The organism is Cupriavidus sp. USMAHM13 (assembly GCF_001854285.1).
Classification (GTDB): Bacteria; Pseudomonadota; Gammaproteobacteria; order Burkholderiales; family Burkholderiaceae; genus Cupriavidus; species Cupriavidus malaysiensis.
In genome coordinates, this window is the sequence record NZ_CP017752.1 from 2,957,043 (window position 1) to 2,982,073 (window position 25,031).

Annotated in this window: 22 protein-coding genes; 7 read left to right on the forward strand and 15 right to left on the reverse strand. The window is 71.2% G+C overall.

Going from position 1 to position 25,031, the window contains the following annotated elements; all coding sequences use genetic code 11:
- Positions 1 to 38 precede the first annotated feature (38 nt).
- Positions 39 to 692: an FMN-binding negative transcriptional regulator gene (locus tag BKK81_RS31175; protein ID WP_071021060.1), complete on the reverse strand. Its 654-nt coding sequence runs from the start codon at positions 690 to 692 to the stop codon at positions 39 to 41.
- A gap of 126 nt (positions 693 to 818) precedes the next feature.
- On the opposite strand from BKK81_RS31175, the gene pdxR reads away from it, so the two are divergent.
- Positions 819 to 2,294 (forward strand): MocR-like pyridoxine biosynthesis transcription factor PdxR, encoded by a 1,476-nt coding sequence (pdxR, locus tag BKK81_RS31180; RefSeq protein ID WP_071021063.1) that lies wholly within the window; start codon positions 819 to 821, stop codon positions 2,292 to 2,294.
- A gap of 21 nt (positions 2,295 to 2,315) precedes the next feature.
- On the opposite strand, the gene BKK81_RS31185 is transcribed toward pdxR, so the two are convergent.
- Positions 2,316 to 3,218, reverse strand: a complete 903-nt coding sequence (locus tag BKK81_RS31185) for a LysR family transcriptional regulator (RefSeq protein ID WP_071021065.1) — start codon at positions 3,216 to 3,218, stop codon at positions 2,316 to 2,318.
- Between the two features lie 256 nt (positions 3,219 to 3,474).
- Between BKK81_RS31185 and BKK81_RS31190 the strand changes: the two genes are divergently transcribed.
- The 4 genes from BKK81_RS31190 (at position 3,475) to BKK81_RS31205 (ending at position 6,759) form a co-directional block, all read left to right on the forward strand.
- A complete protein-coding gene (locus tag BKK81_RS31190) occupies positions 3,475 to 4,467 on the forward strand; it encodes an FAD-binding oxidoreductase (protein ID WP_071021068.1) in 993 nt (330 codons plus the stop codon).
- A 119-nt stretch (positions 4,468 to 4,586) separates the two neighbouring features.
- Complete coding sequence (locus tag BKK81_RS31195; protein ID WP_071021070.1) at positions 4,587 to 5,843, forward strand: aromatic ring-hydroxylating dioxygenase subunit alpha; 1,257 nt, start codon at positions 4,587 to 4,589, stop codon at positions 5,841 to 5,843.
- Between the two features lies 1 nt (position 5,844).
- Entirely contained in the window at positions 5,845 to 6,318 is a 474-nt protein-coding gene (locus BKK81_RS31200) for an aromatic-ring-hydroxylating dioxygenase subunit beta (RefSeq protein ID WP_071021073.1), read from the forward strand.
- A 111-nt stretch (positions 6,319 to 6,429) separates the two neighbouring features.
- Positions 6,430 to 6,759, forward strand: a complete 330-nt coding sequence (locus tag BKK81_RS31205; RefSeq protein WP_071021075.1) for a non-heme iron oxygenase ferredoxin subunit — start codon at positions 6,430 to 6,432, stop codon at positions 6,757 to 6,759.
- An 81-nt stretch (positions 6,760 to 6,840) separates the two neighbouring features.
- On the opposite strand, the gene aliA is transcribed toward BKK81_RS31205, so the two are convergent.
- The 4 genes from aliA to badH form a co-directional block, all read right to left on the reverse strand.
- Positions 6,841 to 8,511, reverse strand: a complete 1,671-nt coding sequence (aliA, locus tag BKK81_RS31210) for a cyclohexanecarboxylate-CoA ligase (protein WP_071021078.1) — start codon at positions 8,509 to 8,511, stop codon at positions 6,841 to 6,843.
- Between the two features lie 101 nt (positions 8,512 to 8,612).
- Positions 8,613 to 9,764, reverse strand: coding sequence for a cyclohexanecarboxyl-CoA dehydrogenase (gene aliB / locus BKK81_RS31215; RefSeq protein ID WP_071021081.1), 1,152 nt, complete (start codon positions 9,762 to 9,764; stop codon positions 8,613 to 8,615).
- 138 nt (positions 9,765 to 9,902) lie between these two features.
- The gene (badI, locus tag BKK81_RS31220; protein ID WP_071022734.1) at positions 9,903 to 10,685 is read right to left on the reverse strand and encodes a 2-ketocyclohexanecarboxyl-CoA hydrolase; all 783 of its coding nucleotides are present in this window, start codon (positions 10,683 to 10,685) and stop codon (positions 9,903 to 9,905) included.
- 117 nt (positions 10,686 to 10,802) lie between these two features.
- Positions 10,803 to 11,570: a 2-hydroxycyclohexanecarboxyl-CoA dehydrogenase gene (gene badH, locus BKK81_RS31225; RefSeq protein WP_071021083.1), complete on the reverse strand. Its 768-nt coding sequence runs from the start codon at positions 11,568 to 11,570 to the stop codon at positions 10,803 to 10,805.
- Between the two features lie 148 nt (positions 11,571 to 11,718).
- Between badH and BKK81_RS31230 the strand changes: the two genes are divergently transcribed.
- Positions 11,719 to 12,237: a MarR family winged helix-turn-helix transcriptional regulator gene (locus tag BKK81_RS31230; protein WP_071021086.1), complete on the forward strand. Its 519-nt coding sequence runs from the start codon at positions 11,719 to 11,721 to the stop codon at positions 12,235 to 12,237.
- Between the two features lie 700 nt (positions 12,238 to 12,937).
- Here BKK81_RS31230 and BKK81_RS31235 read toward each other — a convergent pair.
- From BKK81_RS31235 to BKK81_RS31245, 3 genes are all read right to left on the reverse strand, one after another.
- Positions 12,938 to 13,768, reverse strand: coding sequence for an alpha/beta hydrolase (locus BKK81_RS31235; RefSeq protein ID WP_071021089.1), 831 nt, complete (start codon positions 13,766 to 13,768; stop codon positions 12,938 to 12,940).
- A gap of 72 nt (positions 13,769 to 13,840) precedes the next feature.
- Entirely contained in the window at positions 13,841 to 14,977 is a 1,137-nt protein-coding gene (locus BKK81_RS31240) for an NAD(P)-dependent alcohol dehydrogenase (RefSeq protein ID WP_071021092.1), read from the reverse strand.
- Between the two features lie 89 nt (positions 14,978 to 15,066).
- Positions 15,067 to 16,536 carry an aldehyde dehydrogenase family protein gene (locus BKK81_RS31245; RefSeq protein WP_071021095.1) on the reverse strand — a complete coding sequence of 490 codons (1,470 nt, stop codon included), beginning with the start codon at positions 16,534 to 16,536 and terminating at the stop codon, positions 15,067 to 15,069.
- A 152-nt stretch (positions 16,537 to 16,688) separates the two neighbouring features.
- Here BKK81_RS31245 and BKK81_RS31250 point away from each other — a divergent pair, with 152 nt between their 5' ends.
- The gene (locus BKK81_RS31250) at positions 16,689 to 17,699 is read left to right on the forward strand and encodes an AraC family transcriptional regulator (RefSeq protein ID WP_071021098.1); all 1,011 of its coding nucleotides are present in this window, start codon (positions 16,689 to 16,691) and stop codon (positions 17,697 to 17,699) included.
- Positions 17,700 to 17,816: 117 nt separating this feature from the next.
- Here the strand turns inward: BKK81_RS31250 and BKK81_RS31255 are convergent, their stop codons facing one another.
- The 6 genes from BKK81_RS31255 to imuA all read right to left on the reverse strand — a co-directional run bounded on the left by BKK81_RS31255 (position 17,817) and on the right by imuA (position 24,997).
- Positions 17,817 to 18,311 (reverse strand): hypothetical protein, encoded by a 495-nt coding sequence (locus BKK81_RS31255; RefSeq protein ID WP_071021100.1) that lies wholly within the window; start codon positions 18,309 to 18,311, stop codon positions 17,817 to 17,819.
- Positions 18,312 to 18,325: 14 nt separating this feature from the next.
- Complete coding sequence (locus tag BKK81_RS31260; protein WP_071021103.1) at positions 18,326 to 18,574, reverse strand: GlsB/YeaQ/YmgE family stress response membrane protein; 249 nt, start codon at positions 18,572 to 18,574, stop codon at positions 18,326 to 18,328.
- A gap of 100 nt (positions 18,575 to 18,674) precedes the next feature.
- The gene (locus BKK81_RS31265) at positions 18,675 to 18,989 is read right to left on the reverse strand and encodes a hypothetical protein (protein ID WP_071021105.1); all 315 of its coding nucleotides are present in this window, start codon (positions 18,987 to 18,989) and stop codon (positions 18,675 to 18,677) included.
- A gap of 176 nt (positions 18,990 to 19,165) precedes the next feature.
- Positions 19,166 to 22,537, reverse strand: coding sequence for an error-prone DNA polymerase (locus tag BKK81_RS31270; RefSeq protein WP_083384625.1), 3,372 nt, complete (start codon positions 22,535 to 22,537; stop codon positions 19,166 to 19,168).
- The gene (locus tag BKK81_RS36185) at positions 22,534 to 24,081 is read right to left on the reverse strand and encodes a Y-family DNA polymerase (RefSeq protein WP_071022739.1); all 1,548 of its coding nucleotides are present in this window, start codon (positions 24,079 to 24,081) and stop codon (positions 22,534 to 22,536) included. The genes BKK81_RS31270 and BKK81_RS36185 overlap by 4 nt, the downstream gene beginning before the upstream one ends.
- Before the next feature lie 28 nt (positions 24,082 to 24,109).
- Positions 24,110 to 24,997, reverse strand: coding sequence for a translesion DNA synthesis-associated protein ImuA (imuA, locus tag BKK81_RS31280; RefSeq protein WP_442873406.1), 888 nt, complete (start codon positions 24,995 to 24,997; stop codon positions 24,110 to 24,112).
- Positions 24,998 to 25,031: the final 34 nt, after the last annotated feature.

Consider the following 25,031-nt stretch of genomic DNA (forward strand, 5'->3'; position numbering starts at 1 on the left):
GCCGGTGACCCGGCTCCCAGGCGCCGGGCCGGAACGCCTCAGGCCGCCGGCGCCGCGCCGCCGCCCTGGGTCACCAGCATCGCCATCGCTTCGCCGTCTCCCGTGCGCGCGCCTTCGCGGCGCAGCCCGGCCACCACGCCGGCCCGGTCGGCTTCGCCACGGTTCTGGCTGACCTTCCACTTGCCTTCGAGGCTGTCGATGGGAATCTCCAGGCCGATGATGGCGCGCATCGTGGCTTCGATGAAATCCTGCGGAGCATCGCCGACCTGCCACGGCGCCTCGCGCCCGGCCTCCTGCCGGCCGGTCAGCGCCTCGATCTGGGCGCGCAGCCAGGCGGCGTCCTCGATCACGCGCGGCGTGCCACGTGCCTGCACCGTGGCGTAGTTCCAGGTCGGCACCACCTTGCCGTGCTCGGCCTTGGACGGATACCAGGCCGGACTGACATAGGCATCCGGCCCCTGGAAGATCACCAGCGCCGGCCCGCCCTCACGCAGCGCGGCGAGCTGCCCGTTGGCGCGGGCCAGGTGTGCGCGCAGCACCCAGGCACCGTCCACCTCGGCCAGCAGGAAGGGCAGCAGGTTGGCCTCCAGCCCCTGGCTGCCCGCCGTCACCAGGGTGGCGAGCGGATGGGCGCGCATCAGCGCGTGCAGGATCTCGGGGCGGTCCTCGCGGAACATGGCCGGGCGGTACATAAGGCACTCCTGTGGGGTGGAATCGTCTCGGGCGGGCCGCTCCGGCCCTGCCGCAGACGCCATTCTCGCGCAGAAGTGGCCTATATTTGAGGTCCATTTACACCACCGGATGTGGACCACTTTCCAATGCCCAGGCAACGCACCACCCTCGACCTGCCGGCGCTGGGCGCCCTCGACCGCAACGCCGGCCGCGTCGGCCAGCAACTGGCCCGCCTGCTGCGCGAGGCCATCGCCCGGGGCGCGCTCCAGGCCGGCGAACGCCTGCCCTCGACCCGCGCGCTGGCGGCCGGGCTGGGCATCGCGCGCGGCACGGTCACCGAGGTGTTCGAGCAGCTCGCGGCGGAAGGCTACCTGGAAGCGCGCGTCGGCGCCGGCACGCGCGTGGCGCGGCTGCTGGCCGGCCATGCGGCCGACGCCGTCCCGCCACAGCCGGCGCGCACGCCGGCCGCCGCACCGCGTGCGGGGGCGCGGGCGCAACGCTACGCCGCCATCGCGCGCGCCCTGGCCCCGCTGCCGCCGGTGCCCTTCGCCATCGGCACGCCGGACGCGGCCGCCGCGCCGGACGAGGGCTGGCGGCGCCTGAGCCGGCGCGTGCGCGCGCTCGAGGGCGGAGCGGCCGGCTATGGCGACCCGCGCGGCGTGGCGGCCTTGCGCCAGGCCATCGCCGAACATGTGCGCAAGGCGCGCGCGGTCGCCTGCGCACCGGAGCAGGTCATCGTCACCGCCGGCACCCAGCAGGGACTCTACCTGGCGGCACGGGTGCTGCTGGAACCCGGCGACACGGTGTGGGCCGAGGATCCGGCCTACCCTGGCCTGAGCGCGGTGCTGGACGATGCCGGCGTGCGCGTGCACCGCGCCGCGCTCGACGACGGCGGCCTCGACGTCGCGCGCGCCACCGCCGACTGCCCGGCGGCCCGCGCGGCCTTCGTCACGCCCTCGCACCAGTATCCGCTCGGCATGCCGATGAGCATGCCGCGCCGGCTCGCCCTGCTGGCCTGGGCGCGCGAGCAGGAAGCCTGGATCGTCGAGGACGACTACGACAGCGAGCTGCGCTACGCCGGCCATCCCTTTCCTTCGCTGCAGGGCCTGGATCCGTCCCGCGTGATCTATCTCGGCACCTTCAGCAAGGTGCTCTTTCCCGCGCTGCGGCTCGGCTATGCCATCGTGCCACCGCCGCTGGCCGATGCCTTCGCCGGGGCACGCACCATCCTCGACCGGCACGCGCCCACCGCTGACCAGCACGTGGTGGCCGCCTACCTGCGCGAGGGCGCGTTCGACCTGCACCTGCGCCGCATCCGCGCGCTCTATGGCGAGCGCCGGGCGGCGCTGGTGCGCGCCATCGGCGACCAGCTCGGCGGGCTGGCCACGCTGCAGCCCAGCGACCAGGGCATGCACCTGTTGCTGTGGCTGCCGCACGGCCGCGACGACGTCGACGTCGCCAGCCGCGCGCTGGCGGCCGGCGTGGCCGTGCGGCCGGTCTCGCCGATGTACGGCAGCCGGCCGGGGCGGCCCGGCCTGGTGCTGGGCTTCGGCGGCTTCCCCGCCGAAGCGCTGGAAGCGGGCGTACGCAAGCTGCGCGCCGTGCTCGAACAGCCAGGCTGAGCGGCGCCGCCCCGGCCGCGCTCAGCGCGCGAAGGTCTCCACCACCAGTTGCCGCAGCCACTGGTTGCCGGGCTCGCGATGGTTCTTGGCGTGCCACAGCACATGGATGGCGATGTCGGGAATGCGCACCGGGCAAGGCGCCGTCTGCAGGCCGAACGGCGCCAGCGTGCGCTGCGCGTAGGCCTCCGGCACCACCGCGATCAGGTCGGTGGTCTGCAGGATGTGCCCGACCGCGACGAAATGCGGCACGCGCAGCCGCACGTGGCGCGCCACGCCGGCGCGCTGGATGGCCTGGTCGACCATGCCGTGGCCGGTGCCCTCGGCCACGATGGAGACGTGCTCGGCGGCGCGGAAGGCCGCCAGCGTGATGCCGCCGGCCTCGAGCGGATGTCCCTGGCGGAACAGGCAGACATAGCGCTGGCGGAACAGGCGGCGCTGGAAGAAGCCGCTCTGCAGGCCGGGCAGGAAGCCGATCGCCAGGTCGACCCGGCCGCTCTCCATCTCGCCCTGCAGCGTGTCGCCCTGGTTGCGCACCGTGCTGAGGGTCACGCCCGGCGCCACCTCGCCGAGTTTCTGCATCAGGGCCGGCAGGAAATAGATCTCGCCGATATCGGTCATGGCCACGGTGAAGGCGCGCTGGCTCGCCGCCGGCTCGAAGCCGGCGCTGGCATTGAGCGTGTGGTGGATGGCATCGAGCGACTCACCGATCGGGCTGGCCAGGCGCTCGGCCAGCGGCGTCGGGATCATGCCCTTGGCGGTACGCAGGAACAGCTCGTCGCCGAGCAGGCGGCGCAGGCGGTTCAGCGCATTGCTGACGGCCGGCTGCGACATGCCCAGCGCCTGCGCCACCGCCGACACGCGGCGCCGGCGCAGCAGTTCGTGGAATACCACCAGCAGGTTCAGGTCGACATCCTGCAGTTCCATGCTTGCCCTCCTTCAGGTTGCCGGCGGTTGTCGGCGGTGCCCGGCGGTGCCCGGCGGCTTCGCATTATCACTCCTGGTGATATGACGTATCAATGATCTTCGATTTATTTATATCCCAGGGCGCGGCACCATAGCGACACATAGCGACACATAGCAACGCATCGCGGCACGTCACGGCATGTGGCAGGCCCGGTGGCGCACGGCGGCAAGCGCCGGCGCGGCAGCCCCCACCCAAGACCAGACCGGAGACACTGGCATGCGATTGACCCTGCAGCCCCTGCAGCGCGCCCTCGAGGTTCCCGCCGGGACCAACCTGCTCGAGGCCCTGCGCGCCCACGAGATCCCCGTTTCCTATAGCTGCATGGCCGGCCGCTGCGGCACCTGCCGCTGCCGCCTCGCCGCCGGCAAGGTGCGCGTGGCCGATGGCGCCGGCGCGGCGGCCGAGATATGCGCCGGACAGCAGATCCTGGCCTGCCAGGCCACCCTGGTCGAAGACTGCGCCGTCGAGCTGCCCGAGATCGACGAGGTGGTGGTCCACCCTGCCCGCCTGCTCAAGGCCACGGTGACGGCCATCGAGGCACTGACGCACGACATCAGGCGGCTGCGCCTGCGGCTGAACAAACCCTTCGCCTTCTCGCCGGGCCAGTACGCCATGCTGCAGTTCACCCCGCAGCACGCGCGCCCCTACTCGATGGCGGTCACGCCGAACCCGGATGAGATCGAGTTCCACGTGCGCCTGGTGCCCGGCGGCCGCGTCACCGCCTACATCGCCGGCGCGCTGAAGGTGGGCGACGCGGTGCGCGTCGGCGGGCCGCTCGGCACCGCCTACCTGCGCCGCAAGACCACCGGCCCGATCCTGTGCGTGGCCGGCGGCACCGGCCTGGCGCCGGTGCTGTCCATCCTGCGCGGCATGGCCGAGGCCGGCATGGACAATGATGTCCACGTCTACTTCGGCGCGCGCTCGCAACGCGATGTCTACGGCCAGCCATGGCTGCAGGCGCTGCGGCGCGAACTGCCCGGCCTGGCCTGCCACGTGGTGGTCGCCGACGGCGCGCCGGCACCCGGCGACGGCTATCGCGGCGGCCTGGTCACGCAGGCCATCGACGACGACTGGCCGGCGCTGCCGGGCTGGACCGCCTATCTCGCCGGTGCGCCCGCGATGGTCGAGGCGGCCAGCGCGCTGCTGCAGCGCAAGGGGGTGGCGCCGGCCAGCATCCACGCCGACGCCTTCCACGCCAGCGGCGACTGAACGCCCGGGGCCGGGGCCCGCCCGCCGCGTGTCCCGTTCCCGTTTGCCTTGTTCCCCTTCCCTTTCGCGATCCCGCCCGCACGCCTTGCCATGACGCGGGCCGACCACAGGAGACACACATGAACGAAGCCCCGCTGCGCTTCCACCCGCCCGCCTGGGAAGGCGACGGCTCCAGCCGCGTGCCCTTCCAGGCCTACACGGACGAGGCCATCCACCAGCGCGAACTGGAGCGCTTCTTCTATGCCGGCCACTGGTGCTACGTGGCGCTGGAGGCCGAGATTCCCCATCCGGGCGACTTCAAGCGCACCGTCGTCGGCGAGCGCTCGGTCATCGTCACGCGCGCGGCCGACGGCGAAATCCACGTGGTGGAAAACGTCTGCGCCCACCGCGGCGTGCGCTTCTGCCGCGAGCGCTTCGGCAACCGCAAGGATTTCACCTGCCCCTACCACCAGTGGAACTACGACCTCAAGGGCAACCTGGTCGGCGTGCCGTTCCGCCGCGGCGTCAAGCTCGACGGCAAGGTCAACGGCGGCATGCCGGCCGACTTCGACCCCAAGGAGCACGGCCTGACCCGGCTCAAGGTGGCGACGCGCCACGGCGTGGTGTTCGCCTCCTTCGACCACACGGTACCGCCGCTGGAGGACTACCTCGGCCCCACCATGCTGCACTACTTCGACCGCGTCTTCGACGGCCGCGCGCTCACCATCCTCGGCTACAGCCGGCAGCGCATTCCCGGCAACTGGAAGCTGATGCAGGAGAACATCAAGGACCCCTACCATCCCGGCCTGCTGCATACCTGGTTCGTCACCTTCGGCCTGTGGCGCGCCGACAACCGCTCCGCGCTGAAGATGGACGGGCACGGCCGCCACGCCGCCATGATCTCCACGCGCGGCAGCGGCGGCCAGGGCGAAGTGACCAGCGGCGTGTCCAGCTTCAAGGACCAGATGCGGCTGCATGACGACCGCTTCCTCGACGTGGTGCAGGAGGACTGGTGGGGCGGCCCCACCGCGGTGATGATGACGCTGTTTCCCAGCGTCATCCTCCAGCAGCAGGTCAATTCGGTCTCGACCCGCCACATCCAGCCCGACGGGCACGGCTCCTTCGACTTCGTCTGGACCCACTTCGGCTTTGCCGGCGACGACGAGGCCATGACGCGCCGCCGCCTGCGCCAGGCCAACCTGTTCGGCCCGGCCGGCTTCGTCTCCGCCGACGACGGCGAGGTGATCGAGTTCTCGCAGGAAGGCTTCGCGCAGAAGCCCTGGCACCGCACCGTCGCCGAACTGGGCGGGCGCGACAGCGCCGAGGCCGACCACATGGTCACCGAAACCCTGATCCGTTCCATGTACGCCTACTGGCGCCGCGTGATGGAGGCCTGAGATGCTCGACTTCCCCACCTACCAGCAATTGCTCGCCCTCTACGCCGACTACGCCGCCGCGCTCGACAACGGCGACTGGGACCAGTGGCCGGAGTTCTTCACCGAGGACTGCGTCTACCGGGTCCAGCCGCGCGAGAACCACGAGCGCGGCCTGCCGCTGGCCACCCTCGCCTTCGAGAGCAAGGGCATGCTCAAGGACCGGGTCTACGGCGCCACCGAGACCATCTTCCATGACCCCTACTACCAGCGCCATGTGGTCGGCGTGCCGCGCATCCTCGCCGACGACGGCGAGCGCATCCGCGCCGAGGCCAATTACGCGGTGTTCCGCACCAAGCCGGACGCGCTGACCACCGTGTTCAACGTGGGACGCTATCTCGACACCATCGTGCGCACCGGGGCCGGCCTGAAGTTCGCGGCGCGCCTGTGCGTGTTCGACAGCGAGCTGATCCCCAACTCGCTGATCTACCCGATCTGAAGCCGCCGCGCCGGGACACGTGGCGGCCGCAAGCGCGCCGTCCCGCCCCGGACCGCCCCGCAACGGATTGCCACCCACCATCCATCACCCACCGCACCCGCGGAAATCGCCATGACTACGACAACCCAATGGACCAGGCTGATCGAACTCGCCGCCGTGCCCGCCGACGATGTCGTCGCGGTGCAGGCCGGCGGCCGCGAACTGGCCGTCTACGGCGTGGACGGCGCCGTCTACGTCACCGACAACCTGTGCACGCACGGCAACGCCAGGCTGTGCGACGGCTTCCTCGAAGGCCACGAGATCGAATGCCCGCTGCACCAGGGACGCTTCGACGTGCGCAGCGGCAAGGCCATGTGCGCGCCGCTCAGCGAGGACCTGCGCACCTTCCCCATCCGTATCGAGGACGGCAGCGTGTTCGTGGCGCTGGAAGGCCGGGCCTAGACGGGCGGCCGCCCCGACTTCACTGCGCCGTGATACGCGTTGCAGATCGCCGGCCGCCGCGGGCGGCGGGCCGGCGCGGCGCTACAGGGTGCCATCGCGCAGCATGTCGCGCAGGCGGAACTTCTGGATCTTCCCCGCGGGCGTGGCCGGCATCGCCTCGCACAGCACCAGCCGCTCCGGGATGTACTGGATGGCCACCTTCTGGGCCTTGAGGAAATCCACCATCCCGGCGAAGTCGAGCCGGCGGCCGGCCTTGGGCACCACCACGGCACAGGCGCGCTCGCCCAGGCGCTCGTCGGCATAGCCGACGATGGCGACCTGCGCGACCGCCTCGTGCCGGTACAGCAGGGCCTCGATCTCGAACACGGGAATGTTCTCGCCGCCACGGATGATCACGTCCTTGCTGCGCCCGCTGATGCGCAGGTAGCCCTCGGCATCCAGGCGCGCGAGGTCGCCGGTGTCGAACCAGCCGTCGGCATCGGTGGCGTTCCACTGCGGCCGCTTGAGGTAGCCGCCGAAGTTCGAGCAGGCGCGCACCAGCAGCCGGCCCGCCTCGCCGGGCGGCAGGCGCTCGCCGGCGGCGTCGACCACCGCCACTTCCACCCCGGGCAGCGGGCAGCCATCGGTGGTCGAGGCCCGCACGTCGTCGTCCTCGGGACGGGTCAGCGTGACGGCGCCGTTCTCGCTCATGCCCCAGGCCGAGACGATCTTCGCGCCCAGCGCCCGGCGCGCCTGCTCCACCAGCGGGCCGGGAATGGGCGCGCCTGCGCACAGGAAGGTGCGCAGGCTGGGCAGGCCCTCGCCACCCTCGCCGCCCTCTCCACCGGTTCCCCCCTCGCGCACGGTGCGGGTCAGGTCGGTCAGGAAAGGCGTCGACGCCATGGTGAAGGTGATGCCATGCGCGCGAATCAGCGCCGCCGCCCGGACCGGGTCCCAGATGTCCTGCAGCACCACGCCGGCCTGCAGCAGGATCGGCATCATCAGCCCGTACATGAAGCCGGTCTGGTGCGCCATCGGCGAGGCCATCAGGATCACGTCGTCGCGGCCGAGATGCAGCCGCTGCGCATAGGCCGCGATGTTCGAGAACAGGGTATTGGCCGAGTGCATCACCCCCTTCGGCTCGCCGGTGGTGCCCGAGGTGTAGATGAGCTGGGTGATGTCGTCCGGGCCGGGCCGGCCGGCGGCGAGGATGGCGGCCGCGTCGGGCTCGCGCTCCCAGGCGGGCGCCGCCAGCAGCGCATCGAAGCTCTCGGCGCCCTCCCCATCCACCACCACGAGCCGGCGCAGCGCCGGCAGCTCCGGCAGCAGGGCGCGCGCCATGGCTTCATGGTCGAAGCCGCGGAAGCGGCGCGGCACCACCAGCACCTTGGCCTCGCCATGGCGCAGCATGAAGGACAGCTCGCGTTGGCGGAAGATCGGCATCAGCGGGTTGAGCACGGCGCCGAGGCGCGAGCAGGCCAGGTAGAGCAGCGTGAAGTGCCAGCCGTTGGGCAGCTGCATGGCCACCACGTCGTTGCGGCCCACGCCCAGCCGTGCCAGGCCCACGGCGATACGGTCGGCCAGGGCCGCCAGCTCGCGGTAGGTGAAGGCGCGCGTCTCGCCGCGGTCGAGGCTGACCGCGCACAGCGCGCGCTGGTCCGGGCAGTCGCGCACGCAGGCGTCGAGCGCGTCGTTGATGGTGCGGTCGAGCCACTCCCCCCGGGCAATGCTCGCGGCACGGCGCGGCGGCAGCAGGACGGCGTCGAATTCCATGTGTTGTCTCCCTTCTTGTGTGGTGGCTTGGTGGCGCGTGTCGGCGGGTGGCGGGATGACGTGGTCAGGCCGCGCCAGGCCGCGCGGGAACGCGCGCCGGCTCAGGCGGGCACCGCGGCGCGGCCGGCGCGGTCGCGGGCGATGATGGTCTTCATGATCTGCGCGGTGCCGTCGCCGATCTGGAAGCCCAGCACATCGCGCAGGCGCTGCTCCATCAGGCCGCGGTCATAGCCGCCATGCCCGTGCATCAGCAGGCACTGGTGGACCACGTCGTAGGCCAGCTTCGGGGCCCACCACTTGCACATGGCGGCCTCCGCGCTGTGCGGCGCGCCGTTGTCCTTCAGCCACAGCGCCTGCAGGCACAGCAGGCGTGCCGCCACCACCTGGGTGTCGAAATCGGCCAGCGGATGCGAAACGCCCTGGAAGGCCGACAGCGGCTTGCCGAACGCCTGCCGTTCGGCCACGTAGGCCCAGGTCTCCTCCAGCGCCACGCGCGCCACCGCCAGCACCTGCAGGCCGATCAGGGCGCGCGAGAAGTCGAAGCCCTGCATCACCTGCACGAAGCCTTTGTTCTCGTCACCGAGACGGTGGTCGAGCGGCACGCGCACGTTCTCGAAGAAGATCGAGCCGCGCCCGATGGCGCGCTGGCCGTGGCAGTCGAAGCGGCTGGTCGTGATGCCGGGCAGGTCCATCGGCACCAGCAGCGCGGTCACGCCGTGCGCCGCGGATTCGATGCTGCCGGTGCGGCCGAACACCACCGCCGCATCGGCCTGGTCGGCCGCCGAGATCGAGGTCTTCTCGCCGTTGATGACGTACTCGTCGCCGACGCGCTCGACCCGCAGCCGCAGGTTGGCGGCATCGGAGCCGCCGCGCGGTTCGGTCAGCGCGATCGCCAGCAGCACTTCGCCGCGCGTGAGCCGCGTCAGCCAGGGGCGCACCACCTCCGGCCTGCCGTGGTGCGCCAGGATCTGCCCGTTGAGCGAAGCCAGCAGGTTGATATAGGACAGGCTCAGGTCGGCCCGGGCCACCTCCTCGTGGATCACGCCGGCGGCAAGGCAGCCCAGGCCCTGGCCGCCATACGCTTCCGGCAGTTCCGGGGCGATGAAACCCATCTCGCCCATCTCCCGCATCAGGGTACGGTCGAGTACGCGCGTGTCGTCGCGCTCCTGGTAGCCCGGCGCGATGCGCTCGGTGGCGAAACGCCGGGCGTGGTCGCCCAGCGTGACGAGGTCTTCATTGAGATAGGGGTTCATCGGCTTGTCTCCTGGGCAAGGCGGGGCAAAAAGGAGCGGGCGCGCGGGGACGCGCCGCGCCGCATGGTGAGATCCGGGCAGCGGTCGCGCCGGCTCGGGCGCTGGTTCCGCTGCTTGTATCGGCGCTTGTATCGGCGCCTACTTCGCGTACTTGCGGAACTCGGGCTTGCGCTTCTCCTTGAGCGCCGCCACGCCTTCGCGCGATTCCTCGGTGTCGTAGTACAGCTTCAGCGCGTACATGCCCATGCCGGCGATGCCGCTCTGGTGCGCGGTGTCCATATTGAAGCTGCGCTTGGCGATGGCCAGCGCGGTCGGGCTGCGCTCGCACAGCTCCTCGCCCCACTTCTGCACTTCGGCGTCGAGCTGCTCGTGCGGCACGCAGGCATTGGCGAGGCCCATCGCCACGGCTTCCTGTCCCGAATAGCGGCGGCACAGGTACCAGATCTCACGGGCCTTCTTCTCGCCGACCACCCGTGCGAGGAAGGCCGTGCCATAGCCGGGATCGACCGACCCCATCTTGGGCCCCACCTGGCCGAAGATCGCCTTCTCCGAACAGATGGTCAGGTCGCAGATCGTGCACAGCACATTGCCGCCGCCGATGGCGAAGCCCTGCACGCGCGCGATCACGGGCTTGGGCACGTTGCGGATGGCGTCGTGCAGCTCCTCCATCGGCAGGCCGATGGTGCCCCGGCCGTCGTAGTTGCCGTCGTGCGCCGACTGGTCGCCGCCGGTGCAGAAGGCGCGCTCGCCGGCGCCGGCCAGCACGATGGCGCCGACGCTCTTGTCATAGCCGGCCTTGTTCAGGGCCCGGATCAGTTCATCGCAGGTCTGGCCGCGGAAGGAGTTCATCTTCTCCGGCCGGTTGATGGTGATCCAGGCCACGCCGTTGCGGACCTCGTACAGGATGTCTTCGAAGGGAATGGTGCTCATGGTCGTCTCCTTGCCTGCGGTGGCTTCGGTTTGTGCTGGGTTACGCGCGGATGGCTTGCGGATGGCTTGCGGATGGCGTCGGGATGGCGTTGGGGGCGCGTGCGGCCCTCAGCCGTTCATGGTCAGGCCGCCGGACACGCTCAGGACCTGGCCGGTGACGAAGGCGGCATCGTCGCCGGCGAAGAACAGGATGGCGCCGGGCAGGTCGTCGGGCTGGCCGATGCGGCCCAGCGGGATCGAGCGCGCGAAGGCCGCCACCAGCTTGTCGGGGTCGCCCGCGCCCTCCTTGAACTCGGCGAACAGCGCGGTGTCGGTCGGGCCCGGGCAGACCACGTTGACGGTGATGCCGTGGCGCGCATGCTCGCGCGCCAGGGTCTTGGACAGGGACACCAGGCCGCCCTTGCAGGCTGCATACACGGCCTCGCCCGAGGAGCCCACGCGGGCGGCGTCGGAGGCGATGTTGACGATGCGGCCGGACCTGCGTTCCACCATGCCGGGCAGTACCGCGTGATGCATGTGCAGCGCGCCGACCAGGTTGATGGCGATCAGGCGCTCCCACTCGGCCGGCACGGTCTTGTTGAAGGGCTTGAACACGTCCCAACCGGCGTTGTTGACCAGCACGTCGATGGGGCCAAGGCGCGAGGCGGTCGCCGCCACGGCGGCATCCACGCTGGCGCGGTCGGTGATGTCGCAGGCGAAGGCCTCGGCGCTGCCGCCGTCCATGCGGATCGCCGCCGCCACGCTCTCGGCGGTCTCGGCGTTGCGGTCGAACACCGCCACGCGCGCGCCCTCCCGGCCGAAGCGGCGGCAGGTGGCGCCGCCGATGCCTCCGCCACCACCGGTAACCACTACCGTCTTGCCCTCGAATCGTTGCATGATGCCTCCTTGTGACTTGTCGGATTGCTGGATGTGATCCGGCCTGCGCGTCATCGCAGGTCGGTGAGATAAGCCAATAACGTAAATATGTTGACGTATATTAGGCATAGCCACGCCCGATTGCAAGTCGCTCGCCTTTGGAATTCCCATGGATAACCCTAATCAATTGACGCTAGACGCTAAGCTGACGCTGGCCAACAACCTGTTCTTCCGGCTCTACCAATGTGCAAATATGTTGCATAAAACCGGATCGCGTGCCGTCGAAGAGGAAGGACTGACCACCCAGCAGTGGGCGGTGCTCGGCGCGCTCTCGCGCGACAAGGCGAAGGCGGGCATGAGCATCGGCGACCTGGCGCGCTACCTGATGGTCAGCCGCCAGAACCTGTCCGGACTGATCAGCCGCATGGAGCGCGATGGCCATGTCGGCATCGCGCCGGACCCGGCCGACCGGCGCTCGCGCATCGTGACCATGACCGAGTCCGGGCGCCACGTCTGGCTGGTGCTGGCCCAGCCCAAGATCGCCGACTTCTACCGCGAACTGCTGGTGGGCTTCTCGACGGAGGACGTGACGCACGCCCTGCACTACCTGCTGAAGATCCTGGACAACATGAAGCGGATCGACGGCGAGACGGGAGCAGCCGAGACGGCGGCGGCCGATGCGGAGTAGGACCCACGTAGGCGAAGCGGGCGGGGCCGATGGCGCGGGCGGGCCATCCCGCCCTGGCTGACTTTCTGGCTGACTGAAGGCGGCATGCGCGCGCGTCCACGCACGGCAGCCGACGCGCGCAAAGCCGGGGGGAAACCCCGCCCGGCGCGAGAGAAACGGGCGGCGACCGACGAAGCCGCGCGGCGTGCCGGACTTTCCCGCCAGGTCCGGCTTGGCGCGTACGCGCCGTCCCCAGGACCGCTCCTGCCCCCGCAGGCATCTCCGTCCAACACCCGCTCCAGAGTTTCCGCGATGTCCATGCCCTTCCCTTCCCCTCCCGCCGCCACCGCCTTGCATCCGGCCGATGCAGGTGTTCGGCGGCAGCGGTCACTCGCTGCAGGGCACCCTGGGCGTGCGCTATGCGTTCTGATCCGGCACCAGGCTGAGCCCCCGCGCCGCTGGCTGCCGGCCATCGGCACCGGCGGCGCGCCAGGACGGGCGCGCGGCACACACAGCGTCTCTCGTGCGTGCCGCGAAGTCCGCCTGGCGAGTATGCAAGAAAAAAAACGGTGCCCACGGGCACCGTTCCGAACGGAATCGCCGGCCTTGCCATGGCCGGCGTTCCACCTGCCGTCCATCGCATTGCAGCAGCGCCGGCCCTGCCGGCACGGCGTTCACCCCGGTGGCGCCCGGTGGCGCCCGGCACCGATCACGCCATCCTTCACTCCACCCGGCGTGCCGACAGCGCCTGCAGCAAGCGGCCGTCGGGACGCGCCAGGTCGTCGAGTACCGAAAAGTGCGTGCAATGCGGCAAGTGGATCAGCTCGACCGCTTCGCCGGCCGTGGCACAGGCTGCCGCATACTCGTCCGAATGACGCACGAGCTCGGGCAGTTCCGCGCCGCCGACCGCGACCACGGTCGGCGCACCCTTGCCGACATGGCGCAGCGGGCTGTAGGCATCGACCTCCTGCGCCGACAGCCTCAGCTTGTCATCGAGCCACGACAGCGCGATCGGCTCCAGGTCGACCAGGGCGCTGATCGGCAGCGCGGCCGTCACGGCCGGATGCGCGCGGAACTGCGCCGTCAGGTGCCCGCCCGCCGAATGCCCGCTCAGCACGAGCGGGCGGCCAGCGGTGCCGAGACCATCGCGATCCGCCGCCAGGTGGTCGAGCAGGCGGCCGATCTCGCCGACGATCCGCGTCATCGATGCCTCGGGCGCGAGCGTGTACTCGACCAGGACCACGTTGAAGCCCCGCGCGAGCGGCCCGCCGGCGATAAAGGCGAAGTCCTCCTTGTCACAGTTCTGCCAGTAGCCACCATGGATGAAGACGAAGGTCGGCGCGTCGGGCTGGCCGCAGGCGATCCAGTCGTAGCGCTCGCGGGGACAATCGCCGTAGCGCAGGTCGCGCCGGCACGACGCAGCCGCGTAGAGCGCCGCGCTGCGCGCCCGGAAGTCCGCCAGCACGGCGGGAAAGTCGGGGATGGCCTTGGTGTTGTCGTAGGCGGCGTCGAGAGCGGGGCGGTCCATGCCGCGATAGAGTGTGGTCGTCATGTTTGGATGCGTATCGTTGCTTGCAAGAAAAGAGCGTGCTGCCCGGCGCCCGAGCTTCAGGGCCTCAAAGCTTCAAAGCTCGGCGGCGCTATCCATGAGCAGGATCGGCTTCAGCGCCGTGCCGGCTTCGCTGTCCGCCGCGGCCCGGTTGATGTCGTTGAACGGGTAGAACGTTACCAGCTTGTCGAAGGCGAAGCGGCCTTGCAGATGCAGCTCCACCAGCTCGGGAATGAATCTGAGGGGTACGCTATCTCCCTCGCAGATGCCTTGAATGCGCTTGCCGGCGATCATCAGCTCGTTGAGGTCGAATCCCGCCTTGGTCCCTAGCGGGGAGGCGCCGACGACGCCGAGCACGCCCAGCGGCGCGAGCGCCGAGACGCCTTGCGCGAGGATCTCCGGCCGCCCGGTCGACTCGAGCGCGAAATCGACGCCGCCACCGGTGATGGCGCGAACGGCATCGACCCAGCCGGAGTCGCGGCTATTGAGCGCATGCGTCGCGCCGATCTCGCGTGCGAGCGCCAGGCGCCCGGGCACGATGTCGAGCGCGATGATGGTTGCGGCGCCGGCGAGCCGGGCGGCGAGCACCGCGGACATCCCGACCGCGCCAGCGCCAAGCACGAGAAAGCGGCTGCCCGGCGTCACTTTCAGTGAATGGATGACCGCGCCGGCGCCCGTCTGTATCCCGCAGCCGAGCGGCCCCAGCAATTGCAGCGGCGCATGCCTGGGCACCTTGATCGCGCTGCGTTCACGGCTCAGCGCGAACGTCGCGAACGAGGATTGGGAGAAGAAGTGGTCGTGGATCGGCGTCCCGTCCGGCGCCGTGATCGCGCCGCGCCCATCCTGCCCGCCACCGCCGAAATTCTGCGCGTAGAAGTCCGCGCAATACGACGTCCGTCCCGCTGCGCAGGTCAGGCAATGTCCGCAATGGCCGTAGCTGAGCACCACGTGATCGCCTGGCACCAGCGACCTGACCCCAGGGCCGACGGCTTCGACGACGCCCGCGCCTTCGTGCCCCAGCACGGCGGGCAGCGGCACCGGATAGTACTGGTCGCGGATGATCAGGTCGGTATGGCACATGCCCGCCGCGACGATACGTACCAGCACCTCGTCGTCCACCGGCGCGCGCAGGCGGGCCGGCTCCAGCAGGAATGGCGCACCCTTGGAACGGGTGACGGCGGCGACGATTTCGCGATAAGGGGGCGTGTTCATTGGCGTGTCTCCTCAGTGATCTGCGCGACCCTGAACCGGAGGAACGGGCCGCGTCTGTCGTTGGCGTCCTGTGTCACATCACAAACAAGCTAGGCGACGAACCACGGTTCGCCGATGCGGTTGCGGATCGTGATGGATTTCAGCTGCGAATAGAGCTTGAGGGTTTCGTGGCAATGCTCGACCCCGATCCCGCTCTCCTTGATGCCGCCGAACGGCACCCCGCTCGCGAGGTTGAAATACTGGTTGATCCACACCGAGCCCGCCTCCAGCGCATCGGCCGTCCGCATCGCCTGTTCGAGATCCGTGGTGTAGATTCCGGCGGCGAGCCCGTACGGCACGTCGTTCGCCTCCGCCAGCATGCGGTCGACATCGCTCCAGCGGATGATGCTCAGCACGGGGCCGAAGATCTCTTCCTGCGCGACACGCATGCTGTTGCGCACTTCCAGCAAGGTCGGCGCGATGAAGTAACCGGCATCGCAATCGGCCACCTGCACGCGCTCGCCGCCGAACAGCACCTTCGCGCCCTCTTCCCTGCCGATGCGGATGTAGTCGAGTACCCGCTCGCCCTGCTTCGCGGACACGAGGCAACTCAGGTGAACCGTCTCGTCGAGCGGAGCGCCGACCTTCATGCTTGCCGCGCCGGCCGCCAGCTTGTCGACGAAGGCGGCATAGATGTCGTCATGCACGAAGAGCCGCGTGCCGGCGAGGCACGACTGCCCGTTGCAGTACATCGCCGCGAACAGCGCGTCGTCGACGACCGCGTCGAGATTGCCCACGTCCGGGAACACGATGTTGGGACTCTTTCCGCCCAGCTCCAGCGATACCGGCACGAGTCGGTCGGCGCCGGCGCGGCCGATGATCCGCCCGACCTCCGGACTGCCGGTGAAGGCGAGTTTCGCCACGCCCGGATGCGAAGTCAGCGCGGCACCGACCTCGTCGCCAAACCCCGGCACGACATTGATCACGCCCGGCGGGAAAATGCTGCCGGCGATTTCCGCGAACGCCAGCGTCGACAGCGAGGCGTTCTCATCCGGCTTGAGCACCACCGTGTTGCCCGCCGCCACGGCCGGCGCCACCTTCAGGGCAACCATCAATGCCGGCACGTTCCAGGGAATGATCTGGCCGACGACGCCAATCGGCTCACGCTTCGCGATCAGGTAGCCGTCGGGAATCGGCCTTCCGTAGCCTTCATGCGTCAGAATCGCTCCGGCGAAATATCGGTATTGAGCAATGGCTTTTTCGTGATCGAGACGTGTTTCGGCGATACGCCGGCCGATATCCATCGCGTCGATCGTCGCGAGGCGCGGCAGCGCCTGCTCCAGTGCATCGGCCAGCCGGTTCAGCAGCGCGGCCCGCGTTTCGTAGCTCGTCGCCTTCCAGGCGGGAAATGCCCGTCGCGCGGCCTCGACCGCCGCGGCGACATCGGCGGCACCGCATCGCGCGATATCCGCCAGGTGTTCCCCCGTCGCAGGGTTGAGCGCGGCGAAGGTCGCGCCGCCCTGCCGCGCGAAGCCGCCGTTGATGTACGCCGTATAATTCCTGCCTATCGAAAGTTTCATGGCTGCGCACGCTCCGTCCAAGGTTCAACACGGCTCCATGATCGCCGGCGCGTTTCCGGGCAGCTATCGATTCCGTGCCACGGGCATCCGAAACGCGCCGTTTTTCATCGCACCGCCGCTGCCCGTGCCTGCTTCCGCCAGGAGGGACAAACGTGAACGACCTGCTCTCCCGCTCCGGCATGCCCCCACTGCCATTTGCACCGCTGCTGTGTGCCAGCGACATCCCTCCTGGCGCGCTGCTGTTCGAATCGGACGATCTGGAACACGCCCGCCGCGAGATCGGCAGGATCTACCGCCCCTATCGCTTCACCGCGGCGCGGCGCCGCGCGAAGCCGGCCACCCTGTTCAACCTGGAGGGCGACAGCAGCGCGCTCTCGTGGTTCGCGTACGGGACGGAGATCACCATCCGGCCCGAGATCTTCGGCAGTTTCGTGCTCGTGCTCACCACGCTGGCCGGGCATGCGGACATCCGTAGCGGCGGGCTCGCGCACGCGGGTGGCCCCGGTTCGACCGTGCTGGTCGCCTCGAACGAACGCGCGCAATTCCACTACAGCGAAGACAATGTGCAGATGGGCGTGCGCATCGACACGCAGCGGATCGCCGAACTGTGGCGCCGCGTGTGTGGCCGCGAGCCGCCGGGCGCGCTGTCATCGTGCGCGCTGCTGGAGGCGCGGCGCCGTGAGCGCTGGCTTGCGTCGGTGCAGGCGCTCCGGCAGCTCCTGCATCCCGACACACCACCGGCGCTGAAGGCGATGCAGTTGCCGCTGGCGGAAGAGATGCTGATCATGAGCCTGTTCGGCGAACAGCTCGCCGAGGCGATGCCCGCGGGCGGCGGCATCGCGCCTGCCTGCGTGAAGCGCGCGGCCGCCTTCATCGACGAATGCGCCGGCCAGCCGCTGACGGTCTCGGCCATCGCGACCGCCGCGCGCTGCAGCGCGCGTACGCTGCAGCGCGCGTTTCAGCAGTGGCGCGGCATCGGCGTGATGCGCTACCTGAAGGAGGTCCGCCTGCAGCGCGCAAGGGCGGCGCTGCAGGCGCCGGATGATCCCGCTTCGGTCACGGAGATCGCGGCACGCTGGGGCTTCGGCCATCTCGGACAATTCGCCGCGGACTACCGGCAGGCATTCGGCGAACGGCCGTCGGACACGCGCGCGCGACGCTGAGTGCGCGGCGACAGAGCAAGACAGGGCAAAAAAAACGGTGCCCCCGGGCACCGTTGCGAATGAAGCCCCCGGCCTTGCGGGGGCCAGGGCTCCACTTCCTGTGGCATTGTGGCGGCGTCAGCCCTGCTGGCGCTCTTTCAGCCTGGCCAGCGCGATGGCCAGCGCGGCGCTGCCCAGCGTCTTGACCAGGGTCGGATGCTCGGCATAGAAATGCCCCAGCCGCTCGACCACGCCCGGGTGCGCCTGCTCGGCATGGGCGGCGATGGCCTGCACCTGTTCCGGCGTAAGCTGGCCGGCCTGCTCGGCGCTCACCTGCGTGGCACCCGGCGCCATCACGCTGCCCAGCGCGCCGCCGGCGGCCTGCGACAGCACGGCCGGCCCCACCAGGGCCAGCAGTTCATTGAGCATGCCGGCCTGCTGGGTGCCGTTGGACTGCCCGAACAACTGGCCGACCATCTCGGAGAATGGCGCGGTCTGGCCGGAGCGGAAGGCATCGGCCAGGCCCTGCCCCAGCGCACCGGGCGCCGCCTCGCGCGCTGCCTGCTCGAATGACTGGCCGCCGTCGACGCCGAGCGCGCCCGCGGCCTGCTGCAACAGATCTGTCCATCCCATCGTGTGTTCCTGGCTCAGTCTTTCTTGTTGAAGAGGTGATAGAGAACGAGCAGCAGCACCGCGCCGACCACCGCGCCGAGAAAGCCGGCCGACTGACCGGGCCGGTACCAGCGCAGCGCCTGCCCGATGAAGGTGGCGGCAAGCGCGCCGCCGATGCCCAGCGCGGCGGTGAGAAAGAAGCCGCTCGGGCCGCGCCCCGGCGTGATGGCCCGCGCGACAAGGCCGGCGATGAAGCCAATCAGGATGGTCCATATCAGGTGCATGGAAGAATCTCGCTAGCAAGGTCGGGCGTGCCGCCTGGCACGCCCCGGTCTATCGTGTCGCGCACTGCTTCACTGCTTCATTGCTTCATTGCTTCGCGGCTTACTGGGCAGGCTTGGCCGGTGCGGCCGGCGTGGCTGCGGCCGGCGCCGGTGCCGGTGCCGGTGCCGCCGCCTTCGCCGGCGTCATCGGCTTGACGTGCTTGGTGTGCTTGGTGTGGCTGGCGTGCGCCTTGTGGGCAGGCTTTGCCGTCTTCGTGGCGGTCTTGTCCGCTGCCGCGGGCGTGGCCGGTGCGGCGGCTGCCGCGGGCGCTGCGGGTGCGGCCGGCGCTGCGGGCGTGGCGGGTGCCTGCGCGAAAGCGCCGGCGGCGAACAGGCCAAGGCTCAGGGTGGTCAGGGTGGCGAGTGCTTTCTTCATGTCAGGCTCCAGGTTGTACGCGCTTGCTTGCGCGTTATCTGCCAGAACGGCCGGATTGCAGAGCGTGTTGACCCGGAACGCCCACATCGGTGTAACAGTTCGTATCGGCGGACTGGTCCATGCCGGGGTGAGCCGCGCGGCCGCTGACAATCGTTTGCAATCGATAAGGCCGGCGCTCAGTGGAAATCGCGGCTGCTGACCGCCAGCCGCCCGAGCAGCCCGCTCAGATCCACCAGCTGTTCGGCCACCAGGTGGCGGACCTCGCCCTGGCGCTGCCAGGTCCCGCTGACGCCGAGCAGCCGGGCCCCCAGCACGGTCTTGCGCTCGCGCTCGATCAGGTCCGGCCACAGGATCACGTTGACGGCGCCGGTCTCGTCCTCGATGGAGGTGAAGATGGTGCCGCTGGCGGTGGCCGGCCGCTGGCGCACGGTGACGATGCCGCAGGCACGCACGCGGCGGCCGTCGGGGCAGTCGGCCAGCTCGCGCGCGGTGGCGAAGCGCATGGCCTGCAGGCGGCGGCGCAGCAGCGCCAGCGGATGGGCCTTGAGCGACAGGCCCAGGCTGGTGTAGTCGGCCGCCACCTCCTCGCCCAGGCGCGGCGCCGGCAGCGCCAGCGCCGACTCGGCCGGCGGCGCTTCGTAGAGCAGGTCGCGGTGGGCCGACTGCAGCGCGGCCGCGCGCGCCTGCCAGCGCGCCTGGCGGCGGTGGCCGGCGAGGCTGGCCAGTGCGTCGGCGGCGGCCAGCGCGTCGATGTCGTGGCGGTCCAGCGCGGCGCGCAGGGCCAGGTCCTCCACGCTGGCGAAGGGGCGCGCGGCGCGCGCCGCCTCGATGCGCGCGGCGGCCTCCTTGCGCATGCCCTTGACCCGCCCCAGGCCGAGCCGCACGTCCGGCGGCGGCGCGCCCTCCCGCCACGGCTGCCCGTCGCGCAGGACCAGCGTGCTGTCCCAGCAGCTCTCGCCGACGTCCACCGGCAGCACGCGCACGCCGTTGCGGCCGGCATCCTGCACCAGCTGCGACGGCGAATAGAAGCCCATCGGCTGGCTGTTGAGCAGCGCGCACAGGAAGGCCGCCGGATGGTGGCGCTTGATCCAGGCGCTGACATAGACCAGCTTGGCGAAGCTGGCCGCATGGCTCTCGGGGAAACCGTACTCGCCGAAGCCCTCGATCTGCTTGCAGATGCGCTGCGCGAACGCTTCGGGGTAGCCGTTCCGGACGAAGCCCGCGACCAGCTTGTCCTGGTGGCGCTTGAGGTCGCCCTTGCGCCGCCAGGCCGCCATCGAGCGGCGCAGCAGGTCGGCCTCGCCCGGCGTGAAATCGGCCGCGTCGATGGCGAGCTGCATCACCTGCTCCTGGAAGATGGGCACGCCCAGCGTGCGCCCCAGCACCTTTTCGATGACCGCGTTGAGGTAGTGCGGCGGCTTGCCGTTACGGCGCGCCGCCTCGCGCTGCTTCAGGTAGGGATGGACCATGCCGCCCTGGATGGGGCCGGGGCGCACGATGGCCACCTCCACCACCAGGTCGTAGAAATTGCGCGGCCGCAGGCGCGGCAGCATGGTCTGCTGCGCGCGCGACTCGACCTGGAACACGCCGATGGTCTCGGCACGGCAGATCATGTCGTAGGTGGCCGTGTCCTCGCGCGGCAGCTCTTCCATGCGCCCGTGCGCGCCGCTGTAGTCCTGGATCATGGCCAGCGCGCGCCGGATCGCCGACAGCATGCCCAGCGCCAGCACGTCCACCTTGAGCAGGCCCAGCGACTCCAGGTCGTCCTTGTCCCACTGGATCACGCTGCGGTCCGGCATGGCGGCGTTCTCGATCGGCACCAGCCGCGACAGCCGGCCGCGCGCGATCACGAAGCCGCCCACGTGCTGCGACAGGTGGCGCGGGAAGCCGCGCAGCTGCCCGGCGAGCTCGGCCCACGACCGCACCGCCGGCGACCCGGGGTCGAGCCCGTGGCGCGCGATGCGCTCCAGAAAGGCCTGGTCGCCGTCCCACCAGGCCTGGCCCTTGACCACCTGCTCGACCACGCCGGCGTCGATGCCGAGCGCGCGCCCCACGTCGCGCAGCGCGCTGCGCGAGCGGTAGGTGATCAGCGAGGCGGCCAGCGCGGCACGGTCGCGGCCGTACTTGCTGTAGATGTACTGGATCACCTCCTCGCGCCGCTGGTGCTCGAAGTCGACGTCGATATCGGGCGGCTCGTCGCGCTCGGCCGAGAGGAAGCGGCCGAACAGCATCTGCGTCTGCTCGGGATGGACCTCGGTGATATAGAGGCAGTAGCAGACCAGCGAGTTGGCCGCCGAGCCGCGCCCCTGGCACAGGATGCCCAGGTGGCGCGCCTGGCGCACGATGTCATGCACGGTCAGGAAGAAATGCTCGTACTGCTTGGCCTCGATCAGCTTGAGCTCTTCCTCCAGCTGCTTCGCCCACGACTCCTGCATCCCCTCGGGAAAACGCTGCCGCCGGCCCTTGTCCACCTCCTCGCGCAGGTAATCGATGGCCGTCCGGCCCTCGGGCACCAGCTCCTCCGGGTACTCGTAGCGCAGGTCGCCCAGCGAGAAATGGCACAGCGAGGCGATATGCACCGTCTGCGCCAGCGCCTCCAGCGGATAGAGGCGCCCGAGCCGCTGGCGCTGGCGCAGGCGCGCCTCGGCATTCGGCGCCAGCGCCAGGCCGCAGGCCGACAGCGGCTGGCGCAGGCGGATCGCGGTCAGCACGTCGGCCAGCGGCTTGCGCGAGCGCACGTGCATGGTGACCGCGCCGCTGGCCGCCAGCGGCAGCCCGCTGCGCGCAGCCGCCGCCAGCACCCGCTCGCGGTGCAGGTTGTCGGCATGGCCCTGGTGCAGTTCCAGCGCCATCCAGGCGCGCGCGCCGAACTGCGCGCGGCACCATTGCGCCTGCGCCAGCAGCCGTTCGGGGTCGGCGCAGTAGTCGGGCAGCAACAGCGCCAGGCAGCCGGGCATGCCGCGCAAACCGTGCTGCCAGTCCGCCGCCCCCTCCTCCGCCGCCCCCTCCGCCGCGCCTTCCACCGACGCGGCCACGTCCTGCGGGTGCAGCCGGTAGCTGCCCTTGTCCGCGCGGCGGCGGCCCAGCGTGATCAGTTCGCACAGGTTGCCGAAGCCGGCGCGGTCCGTCGCCAGCAGCACCAGGCGCAGCGCCGGCATACCGCCATCGTCCGGCGCGCCCGCAGGCGGGGTCAGCGTGAAGCGGCTGCCGATCAGCAACTGGAAGGCGGCCGCGCGCCCGGCCTCCGCCGCCTCGCCGGCTTCCGCCCGTTCCTGCTCGCGCCGGCGCAGGTCCTTGAGCGCCTGGTAGGCGCGCGCGGTGCCGGCCACCGAGCATTCGTCGGTCAGCGCCAGCCCGCGGTAGCCGAGCGCGAAGGCGCGTTCGAGCAGTTCGGCGGGATGGGAGGCGCCGGTCAGGAAGGTGAAATTGGAGAGGCAGTGCAGCTCGACGTAGTCGGGCAGCGCCACCACCGCGCCGGCGCCGGCGGCGATGCCGGGCCATGCAGGGGATGCGGGGCCGCCGGCCCCGCGCGCGCCGGCGGTCGTCATGCGAAGAGGCCGTGCAGGTACCAGTGCGCGGTGACATCCGCGCCGTGGCCGAGGTACACGCAATAGACCCAGCAGCGCACGCCGTCGCTACGCTCGGCGATGTAGTAGTCGCGCGAGGCCAGCGCGCCGTCCCACCAGCCGGACTCGATGCGCTCGGGGCGGGTCAGCAGCCGCATCGGACCGCCATGGCAGGGCCGCTCCTGCCGCGCCGCCAGCGGCACCGGCTCGGCCAGCAGCCACAGCGGCCGCTCGGGCAGCGGGATGCCGGCCGGCAGCGCCGGCCCCGGCGCGTCCTCGTCCAGCGCGCACCAGCGGCTGGCGCGTTCGGGACGGTGGTCGGCCAGCGGCCGCGGCTGCAGCACGCCGTCGCGGCCCAGCCGCGCCACCAGCGTGTCGAGCACACGCCCCAGCGCGGCCGCCTCGGCGCCGGGCTCGGGGAACAGCGAGGCGCTGCGCGGCAGGCTCTCCTGCATCGCTTCCACCTTCAGACCCAGGCCGACCACCGGCGCACCGAAGCGCAACTGGCCCAGGCGCTCCTGCAGCAGCTTCGACAGGTGTTCGGGATCGCGGCTGGGCTGGGCCAGCGCCACCTCCACCGGCGTGCCCTGCGGCGCCTCGCCGGCGCGGTAGCGCTCGTGCTCCAGCACCAGCACGAAACGGGTCGCGCCCGCCTGCTGCCCGGCCAGCCAGCCGGCCATCGCCAGCAGCAGCCGCTGCGCGCCGGCCAGCACGCCCTCGGCACCTTCGATGCGGCCCGGCAGGTCCATGCGGCGGGCGAAGACCGGCGGCGCGACGAACCAGGGCAGGCTGTCCGGCGCCTCGCCATACGCCTGGTCCAGCCCCTCCAGCAGGCCCGGCCCCACGCGCCGCTTGAGCGCGGCGCGTGGCAGCGCGCGCACCTCGCCCACGGTGCGGCAGCCGATGCCGTCGAGCCAGGCGGGATCGGCCAGCCGGTACAGGGCCTCGACCGGCAGCCGGTCCAGCAGCCGCGCCATGCGGGCGGGACGCAGCGCGCGCCGCGGCGGCCGCACCACGACGCCGTGCCGGCCGCGCCGCAGCGGCTGCGCGGCCAGCCAGGCCGCGCCCCGCGCGCTGCTGCCGCAGCCGAGCTGGGGCACCGCGCCCAGCCGCCGCACGCAGGCCCGCACCGCGCGGCACAGCGCGCGATGGCCGCCGAACAGGCGCAGGCTGGCGCTGACGTCGAGCATCAGGGTGGCGCCCTCGTCATCGCAGGCCACCTGCGGCGTGAAGCGCAGCAGCGCCAGCGCCGCCGCCGCCATCAGCTCGGCTTCGGCGGCCGGCTCGCGCTCGAGCTGCACGACCTCGGCCGACAGCGCCTGCACGCCGCCGCGCCGCATGCCGTAGCGCACGCCCAGCGCCATGGCCGCGGCGTTGGCCAGCACGACCCGCTCCTGCTCCAGCACGGCCACCGGCGCGGCCTGCTCCAGCAGGCCGGGCAAGGCCCGCGCCTGCGCGCCGGGCCAGGCCGGCTGCAAGGCATCCAGGGGCAGGCGCGGCAGGTGCACCGCGATCCAGAACGGCATCGACGACATCGGCGACATCGACCGGCTCTCACGCGACCGCGGCCGGCACCGCCCCCTGCCGCACGACAGCCGGCGCCGGCGCGCCCGGCTCGGCCGCTGCCTCCGGCTGGCCCGGCGCGGCCTCCGCGAGCGCCGCGGCGAGCCCGGACGGCACCGCCTCCATGCCGCCCAGCGGCAGCACCAGCGGCGCCTCGCGCAACGGTCCCCGCCGCTTGTGGAAGGCGATCGACAAGGCATTGCCCGGCAGCGGCGACAGCAGCAGCCGCAGCACCGCCGGCGACGATTCGCGCTGTGCCGCGGCCGGCCGCATCACCCACACCGCCGCATCGCCCGCCTGCGCCAGCACCTGCAGCCGGCGGATGGTCTCGGGCCGCGCGCCGGGCAACCACAGCAGCACGCCGCCGAAAGCCTGGCTGCGCAGGATCTGCTCGGCCGCCCAGGTCAGGTCGGCGCCGCGCCCGGCGCGCACCCAGTACAGGCGCTGCGCCGGCAGGCCCCAGGCTGCCAGCCCGGCCGCATTGGGCACGTGCGGCGCCCCCACCAGCGCCAGCGCGCGTCCTTGCGCCGCCAGCGCCTGCAGCGCCGGCCGCAGCAGGCGCAGTTCCCCCACCCCGCTCTCGGCCAGCAGCAACTCGCTCAAGGCACCGAGCGGCCAGCCGCCACCGGGCAGCTCGGCCGCCAGCGCGGCATGGCCGCAGGGGCAGACCGGCAGGCGGGCGGCCTGGCCGAGCTGCCCGGCCCGCCACAGGCCGGGATAGCGCCGTTCCAGCGCGTCCAGCGCCTGCATCCGCTGCGCCGGGGAAAGCGACGGGAGCGACGGGAGCGATGGCCGTGGCGGCGCGGAGAGCCAGTCCTCCTGCGCCGGCGCCGGCGTGGGGACGGCGGTGGCCGGCATGGCGTGCGATGGCGAAATCATGTCTGCTGTGCGCCACCTGTCTGATGCCGGTGGC

What these genes read in the sequence shown, in the direction of transcription:
- BKK81_RS31190 (WP_071021068.1), top strand. Translation starts at nt 3,475, where the DNA reads ATGCGATTGACCCTGCAGCCCCTGCAGCGCGCCCTCGAGGTTCCCGCC.
- imuA (WP_442873406.1), bottom strand. Translation starts at nt 24,997, where the DNA reads ATGATTTCGCCATCGCACGCCATGCCGGCCACCGCCGTCCCCACGCCG.
- BKK81_RS31235 (WP_071021089.1), bottom strand. Translation starts at nt 13,768, where the DNA reads ATGACGACCACACTCTATCGCGGCATGGACCGCCCCGCTCTCGACGCC.
- BKK81_RS31200 (WP_071021073.1), top strand. Translation starts at nt 5,845, where the DNA reads ATGCTCGACTTCCCCACCTACCAGCAATTGCTCGCCCTCTACGCCGAC.
- BKK81_RS31205 (WP_071021075.1), top strand. Translation starts at nt 6,430, where the DNA reads ATGACTACGACAACCCAATGGACCAGGCTGATCGAACTCGCCGCCGTG.
- BKK81_RS31255 (WP_071021100.1), bottom strand. Translation starts at nt 18,311, where the DNA reads ATGGGATGGACAGATCTGTTGCAGCAGGCCGCGGGCGCGCTCGGCGTC.
- BKK81_RS31195 (WP_071021070.1), top strand. Translation starts at nt 4,587, where the DNA reads ATGAACGAAGCCCCGCTGCGCTTCCACCCGCCCGCCTGGGAAGGCGAC.
- BKK81_RS31265 (WP_071021105.1), bottom strand. Translation starts at nt 18,989, where the DNA reads ATGAAGAAAGCACTCGCCACCCTGACCACCCTGAGCCTTGGCCTGTTC.
- BKK81_RS31240 (WP_071021092.1), bottom strand. Translation starts at nt 14,977, where the DNA reads ATGAACACGCCCCCTTATCGCGAAATCGTCGCCGCCGTCACCCGTTCC.
- aliA (WP_071021078.1), bottom strand. Translation starts at nt 8,511, where the DNA reads ATGGAATTCGACGCCGTCCTGCTGCCGCCGCGCCGTGCCGCGAGCATT.
- badH (WP_071021083.1), bottom strand. Translation starts at nt 11,570, where the DNA reads ATGCAACGATTCGAGGGCAAGACGGTAGTGGTTACCGGTGGTGGCGGA.
- pdxR (WP_071021063.1), top strand. Translation starts at nt 819, where the DNA reads ATGCCCAGGCAACGCACCACCCTCGACCTGCCGGCGCTGGGCGCCCTC.
- aliB (WP_071021081.1), bottom strand. Translation starts at nt 9,764, where the DNA reads ATGAACCCCTATCTCAATGAAGACCTCGTCACGCTGGGCGACCACGCC.
- BKK81_RS31185 (WP_071021065.1), bottom strand. Translation starts at nt 3,218, where the DNA reads ATGGAACTGCAGGATGTCGACCTGAACCTGCTGGTGGTATTCCACGAA.
- BKK81_RS31245 (WP_071021095.1), bottom strand. Translation starts at nt 16,536, where the DNA reads ATGAAACTTTCGATAGGCAGGAATTATACGGCGTACATCAACGGCGGC.
- BKK81_RS36185 (WP_071022739.1), bottom strand. Translation starts at nt 24,081, where the DNA reads ATGCCGTTCTGGATCGCGGTGCACCTGCCGCGCCTGCCCCTGGATGCC.
- BKK81_RS31260 (WP_071021103.1), bottom strand. Translation starts at nt 18,574, where the DNA reads ATGCACCTGATATGGACCATCCTGATTGGCTTCATCGCCGGCCTTGTC.
- BKK81_RS31270 (WP_083384625.1), bottom strand. Translation starts at nt 22,537, where the DNA reads ATGACGACCGCCGGCGCGCGCGGGGCCGGCGGCCCCGCATCCCCTGCA.
- BKK81_RS31230 (WP_071021086.1), top strand. Translation starts at nt 11,719, where the DNA reads ATGGATAACCCTAATCAATTGACGCTAGACGCTAAGCTGACGCTGGCC.
- BKK81_RS31175 (WP_071021060.1), bottom strand. Translation starts at nt 692, where the DNA reads ATGTACCGCCCGGCCATGTTCCGCGAGGACCGCCCCGAGATCCTGCAC.